The sequence below is a fragment of the Nostoc sp. genome, from assembly GCF_036917135.1.
In the GTDB taxonomy this organism is placed as follows: domain Bacteria; phylum Cyanobacteriota; class Cyanobacteriia; order Cyanobacteriales; family Nostocaceae; genus Nostoc.
Genome location: NZ_JBALEA010000071.1, coordinates 166,660 through 183,726, shown reverse-complemented (window position 1 = coordinate 183,726; position 17,067 = coordinate 166,660). Strand labels below are relative to the sequence as shown.

The window sequence follows — 17,067 nt, the reverse complement described above, 5'->3', positions numbered from 1 at the left end:
TAATAAGTAATAAGTAATAAGTAATAAGTAATAAGTAATAAGTAATAAGTAATAAGTAATAAGTAATAAGTAATAAGTAATAAGTAATAAGTAATGGTATTTACTTATTACTTATTACTTAATATAGACTCATACCACGGGGATTAAAATCCCTCGTGTCGCAACGCTGTCAGCACGCTTTGTGACTGAGTTTCCCACTTCCCGCGTATCTCGAATGATAAAGACTATAATGGATTGTAGTGAGGCGATCGCACTTGTGGAAAAACTTTGTGATCCACGTACTGAAAGCTAAGAATTAGGAAAATCTAACTCAGCGTTTCCCCCTGCCAACTGTGCTGTCTGAGGTGGTAGGTGTAGCTCTAACCAATCTTCCAAATCTGCCAGTACCTCGCGGTAATTTAGGTCATTCTGAAGCTCGTGATAGGCTCCCGGATACTCGATTCTCAGCTGATCTTTGCGATTTACCCGTTGATAAAAGATTTCGCTTCCCGCAGGTAAAGCAACTCGATCTGCGCCACCGTGGAGAATCAATAATGGTAATTGCCAATCAGCTGCATGAGCATTAATCCAATCAACTGTTGCAAAGAATTCTGTCGCTAGACGGGCCGTAGCACGGGTATGTCGCATTTTATCTTGGGCATAAGCGGCTAAAACTTGCTGATCTCGTGAAGCAGCGCTGATGTCAATGCCTGTATTCAGGGTGAAACGCGGCCATACCCGTGAGAGCATTTTTCCTAAAAGTACCCGAACAGGTGAAACCCCAACTTTCCCCAAGGTTGGTGCGATCGCGATCGCACCCTGCAAGAATGATGCTTGTTGGGGATAGCGCAGAATGTAATCTAAAACAATCACCCCGCCTAAACTATGACCCAACAGGAAAACTGGGCATCCAGGATTCTGAGTCTGAACTAACTGTAAAAAGGCTCCCAGGTCTTCACGAAACTCACTCCAAGCATTGATATAGCCTTGCTGACCTGGTGAGCGTCCATGACCACGCAAGTCTAAGGCGTAGAGGGCGTATTGCTTGGGTATCAAATGCTGAATTACATTATTGTAGCGATCGCTGTGTCCTCCAAGTCCATGCGAAATGGCTAATATTGCCCGTACTTTACCTTCTGGATGCCAGCTTTGGTAATACAGGTCAAGTTCTCCAACACCCAGAAATGTGCCTTCTCTGTGAGACGCTATGCGATCGCTATAGTCAATCATCTGGTTAATTTTTTACCTATTCTCCCAGCAACCTACTAACATGTCAATATTATTGCTCTAAAAAGTTTATAACCTTGAAATTTGATGTTCCCTCCCAACAGTGGTTCAAAAATGCATTTACCTGAGCATCTGCCGAATCAACCGATTCCCTAGAAGCGTTATAGCGGTTCTCGTTTACGTGAGGTACACGCGTAGGGGCACGGCACTGCCGTGCCCCTACATCTCGTGATGTAATGTTGTACCGCATCTGAATGGGAACCGCTATAGCAAGTATTCATACTCCTAGGTCAAAGCAAGCTACGCGCACCATCTCCTAGAGAGCGTCATTACGAATTATTTCCCCTGCCACAGCTGGCGCAACGACTGAAAAATATTTACAAACTTCTCTTCTAGCCAAACCATAACATAATCAAGCCATTCCAGAAGCTGCTCTAAGGGGTGCTTCTCATAACCTGTTGAAGTTGCTTTAGTTTCTATCCAGTCCGGCTGCGCCTCAATTTGACTGCTTTGGTGAAATTGCTGTTGCAGCATTTCCCCTTTACGACTCTCGCTTTTAGTTTGAGAAATGCTGGTTCGGTTTGGTTTTGTAGAGGCAACTTTTCCAGATGTTTTTTGACTTGAGGCGAGATTACTAGTTGGTTGTTTCCTTCGCACCAAGCCAGATCCGATTTTAGGTTGTTTTACACTCAAATTATTTTGGGGAAAATACCCTACTGATAAACTTGGGGCTAAAGCAATATTTTTACTTTGAGAAAGTGTAACTGGCTTTTCAGCAACGGTTTCGGTGTCACCAAATAAATCGCCCCACGTTAGCCAAGGATCATTTGTTAAATCCTGGTTATCTAACTGAGGGCTTTTGGACAAGGCTTTTCTCAGGCGTGATGAGAATAGTTTAGCTGGCGATTGCTCATCATTGGTTGTTGGCTCAAGTGTTTTTCTACTACCAACACCAAAAAAGTAATTAAGCGCCGCCTCAATTAAAGCCTGAAAATTCAGTGTATGACTTTCCAAACCATCAGCATTGGGTGCAATCTCTCCTCTAGCAGCTAATTGCTCTTTGCCGTAAAGAAATATATTTAACTGAGTTTGGGCAACTTGGACAATTTCCTGACTACGTTCTTGCACAGGTGCTAAAGCATTTGATTCCAATTTAGCAAAAGCTATATCTAGAAATTCTAATAATCTATCTGTATTTGGTATTCCCTCGGCTGAAACTGTAATTCTAGCTGGATTTCCATCGGTGAGTTTTGCTAATAATCGGTCAATTTGTGGTAATATTTCCGTTTCTTTTTTAGCGATAATCAACCGCCAACACTGCCAGTAATTAGCAACTTCGTTAATAATTCGGTCTTCTAATTTTGCCTGCTGTTGGGGCGTCAAAATATCTAGAATTTCATTATCGGCAGTAACAAGTACTAAATTCCGATTCATCAAATTTGTGGCAATTCCCCGCACTATTGGAAAATGCTGTTGAAGGGCATTCTCTAACTGTGAAGGGTTGAGACTTCCGGCTTGATTGTCTGTAATATTTAATGATTGAGTAAGATGAGAACTATTATCAACGAATTTCAGCCGAAAAACTCCCAAAAAAGCCAAGGGTTTGAAAGGTTCAGACGCTTTCGTAGGAGTGGTAGCAGCTTCATCAGATGAGAGATAATTAACTGCCTCTAATATATTTTGAATGGGGCTGTCAACATTTGGAAGAGTTTCAGGTGGAAAATCGGTATCATTTGGTTGTAACTTTAGTCTAGTTTGTGGTTCTTTGGTGTGTAGCGTTTTTATAGATGATTCAGATGACTGAAACAGTAGATACACTGGGGAAAGTAATACCCCCACACCCCACTTAGTGGCGACTTGCAAATGGCGGAATGTGTGTTCCCACTGTTCTGTCACCCGCCGAGATTGCTGGTGGACAAAGTTAAATAGTCTGCTTTGATAACGACCAGAGGAACCAGAAGACATAGTAGTAATTTTTTAGTTCAAGTCTTGTTAAGTTGTGAGACTCGCGCCAAACAATAAAAACAACCAACACCTTATTTTAGCGAAAATATGACCCCGATTGTCTCTCAATCCCAGACCAAATTTATCTCACAAGCAATTGAGAAATTGCGCTCTTTTTGTCAAGTTAATCTTCAGTCTAATTGGCTATACCAAGAATCTGACCTGATTATTACTGATGTTATAGCTGCTGATTTGTCTCATTGGCAACCTGTCCAGTTGAGTGCTAAAGAATATATTGTTTGGACAGGCGGGAAAAAAGTGCTGTGGCTAGTGCAAAAATTGGTGGTTCCCCAAGATTTACAGGGTTATCCCTTAACTGGGTTATCTTTGCGGCTGGCGCTGGTTTGGTGGGCGGATTCGGCTGAAATTTATGTAAATGGTGAGTTAGTGCTGGAGGGTGATTTATTTGATTGTTCGCCGAGAGTGCTTCTCAGTCAAGGGGTGAGTCCAGGGGAAGAGTTTATTGTGGTTTTGCGGTTAGTGAGTCCGGGACATTGTGATGGTGCTTTAGTGCGATCGCTCCTAGTTTATGAGTCTACTGTTGATAATAATCCCGATCCGGGTTTTGTGGCCGATGAGTTAGCTGTGGTGCAACTTTATTTGGAAAAGTTTGCACCGGAGAAGTTGGATGTTTTGGCGGCGATGGTGGGGGAGGTGACGAACCGCAGAGGCGCAGAGAAGCCAGTGCGTTGGGCGGGTTCCCCGACTTGTAGCAACTGGCGCGACACAGAGGGAGAGAAGGGAGAGTTAGTAAAGTCTTTTTTGTCCCTGCGTCAAAATTTAATTCAATCGGACTTCTTAGCCCCCCTTAAAAAGGGGGGTTGGGGGGATCAAAAATCTAAAATTTTTCTGTTGGGTCATGCTCATTTAGATTTAGCATGGTTATGGCCTGTGAGTGAAACTTGGAATGCGGCGCAAAACACTTTTGAGTCGGTTCTGAAGTTGCAAGCAGATTTTCCTGAGTTAATTTTCTGTCATTCAACTCCCGCACTTTATGCTTGGATTGAGGAACATCGCCCGGATTTGTTTGAGGCGATTCAAGTACAGGTGGCCGCTGGACGTTGGGAAGTTGTCGGCGGAATGTGGGTGGAACCAGAACTCAACCTAATTGCTGGTGAATCAATAGTCCGTCAGTTATTATATGGTCAACGCTACATCCAAGAAAAATTTGGTAAGCTTTCAACTATAGTGTGGGTTCCAGATACTTTTGGTTTTTGTGCAAGTTTACCGCAGTTTTTCGCTAATGCCGGAATTGAGTATTTTGTGACGCAGAAGTTGCGGTGGAATGATACTACTAAATTTGATTATGGGGCTTTTTGGTGGCGATCGCCTGACGGTAGCGAAGTCTTTAGTTTGATGTCTGCACCCATCGGTGAAAGCATTGATCCAGTTAAAATGGCAGCTTATGCTCTTGAATGGCAAACCCAAACTGGTTTATCAGAATCTCTCTGGCTTCCCGGTGTCGGCGACCACGGCGGCGGTCCCACCCGTGATATGTTAGAAACCGCCCAACGCTGGCAAAAGTCACCTTTCTTCCCAGACTTAGAATTTACAACGGCTGAAAAGTATTTACAGCAAATCAGTAAAGAAGACAGGAGTCAGGAGTCAGAAGTCAGCAGTCAGGAGTCAGAAGTCAGAAGTTATTATTCTCCCCCATCTCCCTCATCCCCCTCATCTTCCCGATTCCCTACTTGGAATGAGGAACTATACTTAGAATTCCATCGCGGTTGCTACACTACCCACGCAGATCAAAAACGCTGGAATCGTCGTTGTGAAAATTTATTGTATCAAGCTGAACTATTTGCTACCTTGGCAACTGTAAGCTGTGGTGTGATATATCCCAAAGCGGAAATCGAAGCCGCTTGGAAGCTGGTGTTATTTCAACAGTTTCACGATATTCTACCTGGTTCTTCAATTACTCAAGTTTATACCGATGCCTTACCCCAGTGGCAGCAAGTGGAACAAGTAGGAACGAGGATATTACAGTCATCACTTTTAGCGATCGCATCTCACATTACCCTATCAGAACCACCAAAACCCGATAGTTTACCTATTTTCATTTTCAATTCTCTTAATTGGCAACGTTCTGAGGTAGTCTCTGTAGCCTTACCCACACCAGAACAATGGCAGATTTACGATACTTCTGGAAAGCAACTTCTCTCCCAATTATCTGAACCATCAACCCTACTATTTCTCGCCACCGAAATTCCACCCGTAGGCTACCGCATATTTTGGCTTTCTCCCTCATCCCCCTCATCCCCCTCATCCACACTCCTCCCAGACTGGATTTTAGAAAACGAATTCTTGCGAGTTGTTATAGATCCTGACACTGGAGATTTATCAAGTGTTTTTGATAAAACTTATCAACGAGAAGTTTTGAATGGGGCGGGGAATCAACTACAAGCTTTTAAAGATAGTGGTCAATATTGGGATGCTTGGAATATAGACCCCAATTATGCCCAACATCCCTTACCTGCAACAAATCTTCAATCTATTCAGTGGTTAGAACAAGGACTAGTGCAAAGTCGTGTCCGCGTGGTGCGTCAGTTGGGTGAATCAGAATTTTGCCAAGACTATATTCTGCAAGCTGGTTCACCTCTGCTGAACATAGCGACTACCGTCAATTGGCAAGAAAATCATGTATTGGTGAAAGCTGCTTTTCCTCTGAATATTGAAGCAGACTTTGCTACTTATGAAATTCCCTGTGGCGCGATTCGCCGCCCAACTAAACCACAAACCCCCGCAGAACAAGCCAAATGGGAAGTTCCCGCCTTACGTTGGGCTGATTTGACAGCAGAAGACACACAAGACGTTTCCAAAATCCAAAATCATTATGGTGTAAGTTTGCTGAATGATTGTAAATATGGTTACGACAGCAAACCAAATCAACTCCGCCTGACACTGCTACGCAGTCCTAATTGGCCAGACTCACAAGCTGACAGAGGTTTTCACCAGTTCACATATAGCTTGTATCCTCATGGTGGTAGTTGGGAATCAGCCCATACTGTACGGCGTGGCTATGAGTTGAATATCCCATTGCAAGTGGTATTGAATCCTGTTAATCAAAACCCATATAAAAATCTTCCCCTCTCTGTTAGTGGAAACGGGCTGGGGGTAAGTTTCCTAGATTTATCACCTGAAAATTTAATCTTGATGGCCTTGAAACCATCTGAAGATGATCCACAGCAGTTAATTCTGCGGTGTTATGAATGTCACGGAGAAACAGCCGAGTTATCTTTGCAAAGTGATTTAGGGTTAAATCTAGGAGATAGAGTAGATTTGTTAGAGCGTTCCAATACCACAGAATTCTCATCTCAGCAACAAATATTGACAATACAGCCTTGGAAAATCGCCAGTTTCAAGGTAATCCCAGCGATTAATCTCAGCTAAGTATAGTTTGTAGTAAGCACTGAAGTGCTTAAAAATCAAGGGCTAAAGTCCTTACTACGAACTTGTTCATCCCTGGTAACTAATGACAGACCACTAGTTTTGACTCCAAATTCCTAACTCCTAACTCTTTTAATCTTCATGGTCATCAAAGGGATCGTTCAATTGCTTGCTAGGAGGCCCAAAGGAGGTATAAATCGACAGTACAGTGATGACAACCACCACGGCAGCCATAGAAATGCTAAGAACTATTGCGGGTTCCATAATTGAGAGATAGATGATGAGTGCTATTCTTATAGAATATTACAGAAGATTAAAAAAAGCTTTGGCAAGTAATCTTAGGTGAACTATGGCACAAAGGACTAGGTTGGGAGATATCCTGAAACCACTTAACTCTGAGTATGGGAAAGTGGCTCCAGGTTGGGGTACTACCCCTGTGATGGCTGTTTTTATTTTGCTATTTTTCGTGTTTCTGCTGATTATTCTGCAACTTTACAATAAATCACTGTTGGTTCAGGATGTATTTGTCGATTGGCGAAGTCTAGGACGCTAACGGATACACAGCGTTAAGTTTGGATAACAAGTTAAGTTACACCCGGTTCTTCCGGGTTTTTTTGTCAGTTGTGATTTGCTACTAGACTAACTATATATCTGAGTTTCTGTAGTGGTTCTATAATTTAAAGGAGACAAAAATGAATATATTTGGTATCGGTCTGCCGGAAATGGCTGTAATTATGGTAGTAGCGCTGTTAATCTTTGGCCCAAAGAAGCTACCAGAGATTGGTCGGAGTGTGGGCAAAACAATTCGTAGTTTCCAAGAAGCTTCCAAGGAGTTTCAAAGCGAGTTTCAAAAAGAAGCAGAACAGTTAGAAGAAGTTGTAAAAACTACTGCTGAATTGGAACCGAAGCAAATCCAGGCTGTTAAATCTGAGCAGGATACAGCTAGTTCTTCCCAACCTAGCTAGTAGTTTGTCTCATTAGTTACCAGGGGGCGAACAAGTTCGTAGTAAGAACTTTAGTCATGGATTTTAAGCACTGAAGTGCTGACTACGAAGTGATCAAAATTAATGAGACAAAGTACTAAGAGAGTGCTGCATATCAATTGACTATAGGCAAAATGACAGAAGCAGTTACGCAACCAGTTTTGGTGATTCCCCAGCTAATTGTCGGGTTGGGGAACCCAGAAAGCAAGTACGACCAAACACGCCATAATATCGGCTTTGCTGCTGTAGAAAGTCTCTCCCGTTCTTGGCGCATTCCCTTAGCAGAAAACCGCAAGTTTCAGGGTGAGTATGGCGAGGGTATGACCCCAGGTGGAGGTAAGATTCGCTTACTGAAGCCGTTAACTTATATGAATCGCTCAGGACAGTCTATACAAGCGGTGACAAGTTGGTATAAATTGCCGCCGGAATCAGTGCTGATAATTTACGACGATATGGATTTGCCCTTGGGAAAAACTCGTCTGCGGTTATCTGGTTCGGCTGGGGGACATAACGGGATGAAAAGTGCGATCGCACATCTTAGTACCCAAAACTTTCCCCGTTTGCGAATCGGTATTGGTAAACCCAAAGGTGAAGCTAATAATGATGATTCCCATACTATTTCTCATGTGCTGGGGCGATTTTCAGCACCCGAAAATCAGCAGATGTCTTTGGTACTCCAGTTCGTAGTTGAGTGTATTGAATTAAGCCTCAAACAGGGAGTAGAAAAGGCGATGAATGTTTGTAATAGCCGCACCATTAATAATTCTGAGTCTTAGGGTGAGAAATCTGTAAGTTTATAGGACTTACGCACTGTACAAATGCATCGTGATGTGAATTAACTAAAATAGGTTGTTTCAGGCTTTTGTTAATTATCCTGTTATCGTAAATAGACCATGCTGTAGGGGCACAGCATTGCTGTGCCCCTACGAAAGATATGGTTTTTAACCTTTACACATATTTGCTATTTCTTGTCAATGCGTAAGTCCTAGTTTAAATCTGTAAGTTCAAATCTGTACACATCTAGTGATTACTATACTTTTTGGGGATATTCCGATAGAATAACCATTTTTACCTTTAATTAATTTAAATTACGTGAATATACGTAATAACAGCCTAGGTTGTCTGAAGATGTCAGTACAAGTAATGTTAATTACATGAAGTAGTCCTTGCCAGGGTTTTGTCAAGGTGCTTTAATAGCGATCGCATTCCGCAAAAATTTCCTACTTACATCTGATGTCGAAGACGCGCAGCGACTCAACATCGCTGGTGGTGTTCATAAAATTACAGACTCAAAACATTAAGCTCAAAGATATGACAAGCTAGTAGCATATCTTTGACACTAAATTCTCCCGAAAGCTGAATAGGAGCATACATGGAGCCAATTATTGCTATAGTTTTAGCCCTTATAGGTTATGCATTAGGTTCTGCAAAACTGATTAATCAAGGTAATGAAGCCCTAGTGGAACGGTTGGGGCGGTATCATCGAAAACTTAAGCCAGGGCTGAACTTTATTGTTCCCTTGGTGGATCAGATTGTGATGGAAGATACTACACGAGAGCAGTTTTTAGACATCAAACCTCAGAATGTGATCACCCAAGATAATATTTACGTAGAAGTGGACGCTATTGTATACTGGCGGATCAGAGATATTGAGAAAAGCTTTTATGCTATTGAGGATCTCCAAGGAGCATTGACACAGGTAACAACAACCACACTCCGAGAAATCATTGCCCAAAACACCCTAGAGCAGACCAATGTCTCTAGAACGGAGATGGACTCAGCTATTTTAGACCAGTTGAATAATATAACGACAGATTGGGGAGTTGAGGTTCTCCGGTTAGACCTACAGAGAATTACCCTACCTGAGAGTGTACGAAAGTCTAGAGAAGAGGAGCAAGCCGCCGTCATCAAAAAACGGGCGCTGATTACCGAAGCAGAAGGGGAAAAGGAAGCTGCCATTAAAAAAGCCGAAGGAACTATGGCTTCAGTCCAAATCATTTCTCAAGCCTTACGTTCCAATCCAGATAGTAGGGACATTCTACGGTATCTCGTGGCTCAAGATTACGTAGATGCTAGCCAAAAACTTGGTGAGAGCAATAACGCCAAAATTGTCTTTGTAGACCCAGCCAACTCAACTGAAATGTTTCAGGAGTTGATTGCCGAGTCGATAATTACTGAAGGTCACGGCAAAAAAGCCGAAAACGGTAATACTTAAGAGTCAAACAATTTTGGATTTTGGATTTGAGATTTTGGATTGACCCCATAGGAAAATCTAGAATCTGCTTGCTCTATAACATCAAGGAATTATTGGTGGCGCTGTGCTGCTTGTCTAAATAGTGCATCAGCTACTAGTGAAACATCGCGCATTTCTTGAACATCGTGAACTCGGAGGATATCAGCGCCATTAAAAATAGCAGCACAACAAGCTGCTGCCGTTCCCCAAACTCGTGCTTTGGGATCTGGTTGATTTAAAATGCGACCAATGAAACTTTTACGAGATGCTCCTACTAAGATAGGGCAGTTGAGTGCTGTTAGCGATCGCAAACCGCGAAAAATTTCTAAATTTTGCTCATAGTTCTTAGCAAACCCAATACCAGGATCAATAATAATTTTATCCAGGTCAATGCCCGCAGTAGTTGCTGCCTTAATTTGTCTAGCCAAAAAACTATAAATTTCTGTGAGCAAATCTTGATAATCAGTTTCTTGTTGCATTGTCTGTGGTGTTCCCCGGATGTGCATTAAAATCATTGGCACATCTAACTTTGCTACCGTTGGCAACATTTCTGAGTCAAAGGTGCCGCCAGAAATATCATTAATAATATCTGCTCCCACTTCTACAGATGCCCTGGCTACAGCAGCACGGGTTGTATCTACAGAAATCGGGACTGAAATTTCTGGTCTTAGCACCTGTAACACCGATAGTATCCGGTCAAGTTCTTCCGCCAGAGTTATTTGCTTTGCCCCTGGTCGAGTTGATTGACCGCCCACATCGATTATGTCAGCACCAGCAGCTACCAGTGCTTGCGCCTGGACTAAAGCGGCAGAGGTAGTGTTAAACTTACCCCCATCACTAAAGCTATCAGGCGTTACATTCAAAATGCCCATCAAATAAGTTCGCTGTCCCCACTCGAAACAGCGTCCTCGAATTATCAAGTTGGTTGGCATAAATCTACATTGCTATGTGATATAAGCTGTTTGTAGTGGGGACTGAAGTCCCCAACGCTCCGAGCGTTGGGGGAGAATTCAAAGTCTCTCTCCTTTTAGGAGAGAGAAATAGAAGCGAGGTTTTCCAGATCAGAGTGAAAAGTCAGCCCCTTTTGAAGGGGGGTTAGGGCGGATCGAGGTTTCAGGTTTTGAGTGCGTAAGTCCTGTTAATTAAAATTCACAATCCGAGCGAAACTCTCAGGTTCCAAACTTGCCCCTCCCACTAAAACACCATCAATTTCCGGTTGAGCCATGATCTCATCAATATTATTCGGCTTAACTGAGCCGCCATATTGAATTGATACATTCGGATTACTCAACTGACTACGAATTAAGCCAATTATCCGATTCGCCTCCGTTACTTCACAACTATCACCAGTGCCAATTGCCCAAATTGGTTCGTAGGCAATTACCAAATTTTTCTGATCAATATCTACCAAGCCTTTGTCGAGTTGGAGAGCAATTACTGATTCAGTTTCTCCCGCATCTCGTTGTTGTTTAGTTTCGCCAACACAGAGAATTGGGGTCAAACCAAACCTTTGAGCAGTTCGGAGGCGTAGATTAACGGTGGCATCCGTTTCATTAAAGTATTGCCGTCGTTCGCTATGACCGACAATCACAAAGCGCACACCACTTTCTGTCAGCATTGGGGCAGAAATCTCACCCGTATAGGCTCCATATTCTTCCCAATGGACATTTTGTGCCCCCAGTTGGATGAGACTACCGTGCAAACTTTTGGACAAAAGGCTTAAATCAGTGAACGGAGGGCACAATATCACTTCTCGCCCTTGGGGGGTTTCCTCTAAGTGGGGCAGAAATCCTTGTAAAAACTCTTGGGTCTCTGCCTGAGTTTTGTACATTTTCCAGTTGCCGGCAATAACGATTTTCCGCACAGGTAATTTAGTCAAGATCCTAAGGCGTTATATATTAGATGCATTTTTCAGTTTATGACTTTTTGTTAGTCATTAGTCTATGAGTTGGGCATTGGTCATTGGGGACTTGTACTGAGCGTACCCCTTCGGGGAAGCAAGCTACGCGTAGCGTCTCGTAGAGAAGTCGAAGTATTGGGCATTGGTCATTGGGTAAAAATTATTCTTTCCCTGTTGTCTCTGCCCCCTCCGTCTTATCTCGCCAAACCCTTGCTAAAAATAACTAGGATAGTAGACGGGGCGTATTTAAAATTTCAAATCTAAAATCTAAAATCTAAAATCTAAAATTAATATGACTTCGACATTGCCTGTGCCTGAACCTCATCAAAGCGATTCCCCTAACACTGATGCAAATTCTACCAGTTGGGAGGAAGAACTAGATAGTGCGATTTTCAGTTTTGAAGACATTCAGACGGAACTGAATTATAAACAAGCACAAACGGCGCTGCGAAACTTGGTAGCCAATCTTGACCTCACCCCCCAAGAAAAAACCGGATTGGAGACAGAAATTGCTGAGTTGGAAACCATGCTGGGAAAGTTAGACCGGATGGTGGTACAGATTGCGGCTTTTGGTATGGTGGGACGTGGGAAGTCTTCTCTACTCAATTCTTTGGTTGGGCAAACAGTATTTGAAACTGGGCCGCTGCACGGTGTCACCCGTGCGGCACAAACAGTTAATTGGAGTATTAGTGAGGAGATGATTGGGGAAACTGAACTTGCTTTGCGAGTCACTCTCCCTGGTGTCGGTCAATCGCAGGTGGAATTAATTGATACTCCTGGGTTAGATGAAGTAGATGGTGCAACCCGTGCCGCATTAGCTGAACAGATTGCCAAACAAGCCGATCTGATTCTGTTTGTGATCTCTGGCGATATGACAAAGTTGGAATATATGGCGCTTTCTCAACTGCGGGAAGCTGGTAAACCGATGATTCTGGTATTTAACAAAGTAGACCAGTATCCAGAAGCAGACCGGATGGCAATTTATCACAAAATCCGGGATGAAAGGGTGCGGGAATTACTCACGCCTCTAGAAATTGTCATGACTGCGGCATCGCCATTGGTGAAGACGGCGATTCGTCGCCCTGATGGTACTAGGGGCATACAGTTGCGTGTAGGGAATGCCCAAGTGGAAGAACTAAAGCTGAAAATCTTGGAGATTCTACACCGTGAGGGTAAAGCTTTGGTTGCTCTTAATACCATGCTTTATGCTGACATTGTAAATGAGCAGTTGGTTGAGCGAAAACTGATGATTCGGGAACAGAATGCCAATCAGTTGATTTGGAAGGCTGTGATGACTAAGGCATTAGCGATCGCACTCAATCCCGTAACTGTGGTAGATATTCTCAGTAGTGTGGTTATTGATATTGCTCTGATTTTGGGTTTATCTAAACTCTATGGCTTCTCAATGACCGAAGCCGGGGCTGTACAATTGCTACAAAAAATCGCCCTGAGTATGGGCGGTATCGGTGCTAGTGAATTGTTAGCAAATTTGGGCTTGAGTGGATTAAAAACCTTACTTGGGATCTCTGCAACGGCTACGGGTGGCATTGCCCTAGGCCCTTATATATCGGTGGCACTTACCCAAGGGGGAGTCGCAGGGGTTTCTTCTTACGGTATTGGACAAGTGACCAAAGTTTATTTAGCTAATGGCGCGACTTGGGGGCCTGATGGACCCAAAGCAGTAATCAATCGGATTTTGGCAAACCTGGATGAGACTTCGATTCTCAACCGTATTAAAGATGAATTACTCCACAAAGTAAAATTCAGAAAGTGATGTTATGCGTGCGAAGAAAACATCAGGCTGACATCAATTGCTGGATGCGCTGTGGCTCCTCTCCCAGCCAATCTGGATTTTGGGCAGTGCTATCGAAAATTGATGAGGTTTTGAAAGGCTCAAACTCGCCGCGTGATGCCGCTTCTGTCGTTTTTGCTAAGAGCGATCGCACTTGCTCGTCGTTCATGGGCTGGAATGTCCGCACTGCTTCAAAAGCTTGCTCTAAAATCTCCATACTATCAATTCCGGTAATCACAACCGATGTGGGCAGATTCAAAGCATAGTGTAAACACTCAATTGGCGTTACAGTTTTTGACCGTAAAAGAATACCATTTGCCAAGCTTTTCATCCCCAGAACGCCGATGTTTTGTTTCACAAGTTCTGGCACAACCAGCTTTGCAAAACTCCGGTAGTGGGCATCCATCACATTGAGCGGCATTTGCACTGTATCAAATTTAAACCCGTGAGTGGCTGCAACTTCCAGCGTATGTAAATGAATATGGGGATCTTTGTGCCCAGTAAAACCAATGTATCGAATTTTGCCGGCTTCTTGCGCCTCAATTAAAGCAGCATTCGCCCCTTCTTGGTCAAAAATTCGATGGGGATCTTCGTAGCGAATGACTTCATGGTGCTGCACAAGATCGATGCAATCAACTTGTAGACGTTGAAGTGATTCGTCAAGCTGTTTTGCTGCTTCCTTCTTAGAGCGACCATCGATTTTCGTCATCAGGAACACTTGATCTCGGTAGCGATCGCGCAGTGCTTTTCCCATCCGAATCTCGCTGACTCCACCGTTGTAATCCCAACTGTTATCCATAAAGGTGATGCCACGATCAATGGCTGTTCTAACAATGCGGATAGCCATCTGCTCATCAACGTGTTTCAAGGCGATGTGCCAACCACCCAATCCAATGGCGGAAACTTTCTCTCCTGTACTACCAATAACTCGGTATTGCATTTCTGAATTTGACGTACTTCCTGACATCTGTTCTCCTTGTCTTTCAGCTACTACTTAAGTACATATAGCTGTGCGCCAATTCAAAAACAAGGGAAAATTGACAATATCTTGCTGAAGATACACTTTTCAAGCCGATTAGCCAAAGACTGAAGAAGCCAAAATACCGATGGCAATTTAGGATGTGTGAGGTAAAGAATTGAGTTGATGGGTTATAACTAATCGAATCAGTTTATGGTGAACATATTTAGTACATATCTATCCGGCGAAAGATTTAACATTAAAACCGTAGGAGTTGGGGGAGTTTTTAATTATAGGTAATTAAGCGAACTTGATATTACCCAATGAAATTTCGGCGGTTATTTAGTCTACTTTCTCTAGACAAATTCTGAACGTAAAAATCAGAAATTATGTTTTCGTTGTCAAACATTAGTTTTAAATACTTTTATCAAATATCCAAAAGTATCTAACTGCACAAATTAGCTATGATAAATAACTTCACTAACTAATAACTTGTGAGCGCGTAACTTATGACTATTAAAGATCCTAAGGATAATGTTCTATTGAGTAGATAAATAATTTTAGATTTGGTAAATAAATTAGTGAGATGTATGTTATGGTTTTTATAGGAATCAAAACAGTGAAAACACAGAAAGACTTCAAGACAAGTTTGAGGCAAGCTCAAGAAAGTTTTTTTGCTCTGGTAAGTCCACTTCAATTCGCTACATCTTTTTGTAACAAAAATCTAAAACTAGATTGAGTAGGATAGTAGCCTTTGTAACAACTTGAAGTCAATGGAAATTTATCTGGGTATAAGCCAATAAGAGTTGGCTAACCTAGCTAGAGCATTAACCACCAAAGGCAATTACTCTTGGAGTCTGGGAATAAAGACTCTTAGTACAGCCTGACAAATCCATAGAAATCGAGAATATTTACTAACTGAGTCTTGCGGAAGAATTCATTTTTAACCGCGAACTAAGTTGAAGCAGTTGTTGACTTTCGGAACGAAAACTTCAAGCAGAATGGTGTAATTCCCCAATTTTCAGGAATTTAACCATACTGTCGAAAGTTACAAAGATATTGTCTAAGCCAGAGGATTAGGGGTTGCCTTTGCAGGCATTATAGTACTGCATCTGTCGCTACCACTTTTAGGCTGGAATTTATCTTGCTGCATCAATCACGAAACGAGAAGCGCTATAGAAATTCTTGGCGACTTGACATCAGCAAAATCAAAGAAGTTGTAGCGACCATTTAAGAGTGGATTGCAATTTGGTTGGTTGTGTGGTTCAAGGAATAAATCTGCGTTCATTTGAATTCCTGCTGCAACCACTCTTGAGGCTTGAGCAACCATTTGGGATTCTGTTATAACAACTGACAATGCTGAAGTCATGGTTTCAAAAGCTTCGTTATTAGGAGATAGAGATTTTTTTATCCCTTAAGCGATGTCTGATGACAAGTGTCTCTGCGTCTACGCTTCGTGGGTAAATATATTCTGATAATAACCAGTTTTGTCAGGGTACGATGTCTAGCGATCGCTCGCTACCCATCTATGCCAACAGACTCTACTTCCCTACAGCCCCAAGGGTGAATATCTCACATCAAGCTTCCGACTCATCAATTAAATCATTGTAGGAAACACAACCATGACTGACCCAAAGATTAGACAAATAGCTTTCTATGGTAAAGGCGGTATTGGTAAATCTACCACCTCTCAAAACACCCTAGCAGCAATGGCTGAAATGGGTCAACGCATTCTGATTGTCGGTTGCGACCCGAAAGCTGACTCTACCCGTTTGATGCTACACAGTAAAGCTCAAACAAGTGTTTTGCAATTGGCTGCTGAACGCGGCGCTGTAGAAGATATTGAACTCGAAGAAGTAATGCTGACCGGTTTCCGCGATGTACGTTGTGTGGAGTCTGGCGGTCCTGAACCTGGTGTGGGTTGCGCTGGTCGTGGTATTATCACCGCTATCAACTTTTTAGAAGAAAACGGTGCTTACAAAGATGTTGATTTTGTAAGTTACGACGTTTTGGGTGACGTTGTATGCGGTGGTTTCGCTATGCCTATCCGTGAAGGTAAAGCCCAAGAAATCTACATCGTTACCTCTGGTGAAATGATGGCGATGTATGCTGCTAACAACATTGCTCGTGGTGTTCTCAAATATGCTCACACAGGCGGTGTGCGCTTGGGTGGTTTGATTTGTAACAGCCGTAACGTTGACCGGGAAATCGACTTAATCGAAACCCTGGCAAAACGTTTGAATACCCAAATGATTCACTACGTACCTCGTGACAACATTGTACAACACGCAGAATTGCGCCGGATGACTGTTAACGAGTACGCTCCTGACAGCAATCAAAGTAACGAATATCGGACATTGGCTCAAAAAATCATTGACAACAAGAATCTGACTATCCCCACCCCAATTGAGATGGAAGAGTTAGAAGATTTGTTGATTGAATTCGGTATCCTCGAAAGCGAGGAAAATGCTGCAATGCTGGTTGGTAAAACTGCTAGTGAAGCACCTGTCTAAAGTATTGCTAAGTAAATAATGGTCTAGGGTGGGCAACAGTCCACCCTTTCCCTTTTTAATAGGGCTTTTAGGGATTTCCAATAAATCAATT

Annotated in this window: 15 protein-coding genes; 8 read left to right on the top strand and 7 right to left on the bottom strand. The window is 42.7% G+C overall.

Going from position 1 to position 17,067, the window contains the following annotated elements:
* Nucleotides 1-288: 288 nt before the first annotated feature.
* Together V7K50_RS22295 and V7K50_RS22290 are read right to left on the bottom strand one after the other, a co-directional pair.
* Nucleotides 289-1,209, bottom strand: coding sequence for an alpha/beta hydrolase (locus V7K50_RS22295; RefSeq protein ID WP_334963812.1), 921 nt, complete (start codon nucleotides 1,207-1,209; stop codon nucleotides 289-291).
* A 333-nt stretch (nucleotides 1,210-1,542) separates the two neighbouring features.
* Entirely contained in the window at nucleotides 1,543-3,171 is a 1,629-nt protein-coding gene (locus V7K50_RS22290; protein WP_334963810.1) for a hypothetical protein, read from the bottom strand.
* An 87-nt stretch (nucleotides 3,172-3,258) separates the two neighbouring features.
* Here V7K50_RS22290 and V7K50_RS22285 point away from each other — a divergent pair, with 87 nt between their 5' ends.
* Nucleotides 3,259-6,600 (top strand): alpha-mannosidase, encoded by a 3,342-nt coding sequence (locus tag V7K50_RS22285; protein ID WP_334963808.1) that lies wholly within the window; start codon nucleotides 3,259-3,261, stop codon nucleotides 6,598-6,600.
* Between the two features lie 129 nt (nucleotides 6,601-6,729).
* Here the strand turns inward: V7K50_RS22285 and psbN are convergent, their stop codons facing one another.
* A complete protein-coding gene (gene psbN / locus V7K50_RS22280) occupies nucleotides 6,730-6,861 on the bottom strand; it encodes a photosystem II reaction center protein PsbN (RefSeq protein WP_179068265.1) in 132 nt (43 codons plus the stop codon).
* Between the two features lie 85 nt (nucleotides 6,862-6,946).
* Between psbN and psbH the strand changes: the two genes are divergently transcribed.
* The 5 genes from psbH (at nucleotide 6,947) to V7K50_RS22255 (ending at nucleotide 9,795) form a co-directional block, all read left to right on the top strand.
* A complete protein-coding gene (gene psbH, locus V7K50_RS22275) occupies nucleotides 6,947-7,150 on the top strand; it encodes a photosystem II reaction center phosphoprotein PsbH (RefSeq protein WP_292750899.1) in 204 nt (67 codons plus the stop codon).
* A 139-nt stretch (nucleotides 7,151-7,289) separates the two neighbouring features.
* Nucleotides 7,290-7,562 carry a TatA/E family twin arginine-targeting protein translocase gene (locus tag V7K50_RS22270; RefSeq protein ID WP_334963805.1) on the top strand — a complete coding sequence of 91 codons (273 nt, stop codon included), beginning with the start codon at nucleotides 7,290-7,292 and terminating at the stop codon, nucleotides 7,560-7,562.
* Between the two features lie 152 nt (nucleotides 7,563-7,714).
* A complete protein-coding gene (pth, locus tag V7K50_RS22265; RefSeq protein ID WP_334963803.1) occupies nucleotides 7,715-8,356 on the top strand; it encodes an aminoacyl-tRNA hydrolase in 642 nt (213 codons plus the stop codon).
* A gap of 390 nt (nucleotides 8,357-8,746) precedes the next feature.
* A complete protein-coding gene (locus V7K50_RS22260; RefSeq protein WP_334963801.1) occupies nucleotides 8,747-8,881 on the top strand; it encodes a hypothetical protein in 135 nt (44 codons plus the stop codon).
* Nucleotides 8,882-8,952: 71 nt separating this feature from the next.
* A complete protein-coding gene (locus tag V7K50_RS22255; protein ID WP_334798938.1) occupies nucleotides 8,953-9,795 on the top strand; it encodes an SPFH domain-containing protein in 843 nt (280 codons plus the stop codon).
* 89 nt (nucleotides 9,796-9,884) lie between these two features.
* Here the strand turns inward: V7K50_RS22255 and folP are convergent, their stop codons facing one another.
* Both folP and tpiA read right to left on the bottom strand, forming a co-directional pair.
* On the bottom strand, nucleotides 9,885-10,745 hold the full coding sequence (folP, locus tag V7K50_RS22250; RefSeq protein WP_334963800.1) for a dihydropteroate synthase: 861 nt from the start codon (nucleotides 10,743-10,745) through the stop codon (nucleotides 9,885-9,887).
* Between the two features lie 206 nt (nucleotides 10,746-10,951).
* Entirely contained in the window at nucleotides 10,952-11,677 is a 726-nt protein-coding gene (gene tpiA, locus V7K50_RS22245; protein ID WP_334963799.1) for a triose-phosphate isomerase, read from the bottom strand.
* A 328-nt stretch (nucleotides 11,678-12,005) separates the two neighbouring features.
* Between tpiA and V7K50_RS22240 the strand changes: the two genes are divergently transcribed.
* On the top strand, nucleotides 12,006-13,487 hold the full coding sequence (locus V7K50_RS22240; RefSeq protein WP_334963797.1) for a GTP-binding protein: 1,482 nt from the start codon (nucleotides 12,006-12,008) through the stop codon (nucleotides 13,485-13,487).
* A gap of 22 nt (nucleotides 13,488-13,509) precedes the next feature.
* On the opposite strand, the gene V7K50_RS22235 is transcribed toward V7K50_RS22240, so the two are convergent.
* Nucleotides 13,510-14,472, bottom strand: a complete 963-nt coding sequence (locus tag V7K50_RS22235) for an aldo/keto reductase (RefSeq protein WP_334963795.1) — start codon at nucleotides 14,470-14,472, stop codon at nucleotides 13,510-13,512.
* Between the two features lie 1,147 nt (nucleotides 14,473-15,619).
* On the bottom strand, nucleotides 15,620-15,832 hold the full coding sequence (locus tag V7K50_RS22230) for a hypothetical protein (RefSeq protein ID WP_334963793.1): 213 nt from the start codon (nucleotides 15,830-15,832) through the stop codon (nucleotides 15,620-15,622).
* A gap of 253 nt (nucleotides 15,833-16,085) precedes the next feature.
* On the opposite strand from V7K50_RS22230, the gene nifH reads away from it, so the two are divergent.
* Nucleotides 16,086-16,976 carry a nitrogenase iron protein gene (gene nifH / locus V7K50_RS22225; protein WP_334798932.1) on the top strand — a complete coding sequence of 297 codons (891 nt, stop codon included), beginning with the start codon at nucleotides 16,086-16,088 and terminating at the stop codon, nucleotides 16,974-16,976.
* The last annotated feature ends 91 nt before the right edge of the window (nucleotides 16,977-17,067 follow it).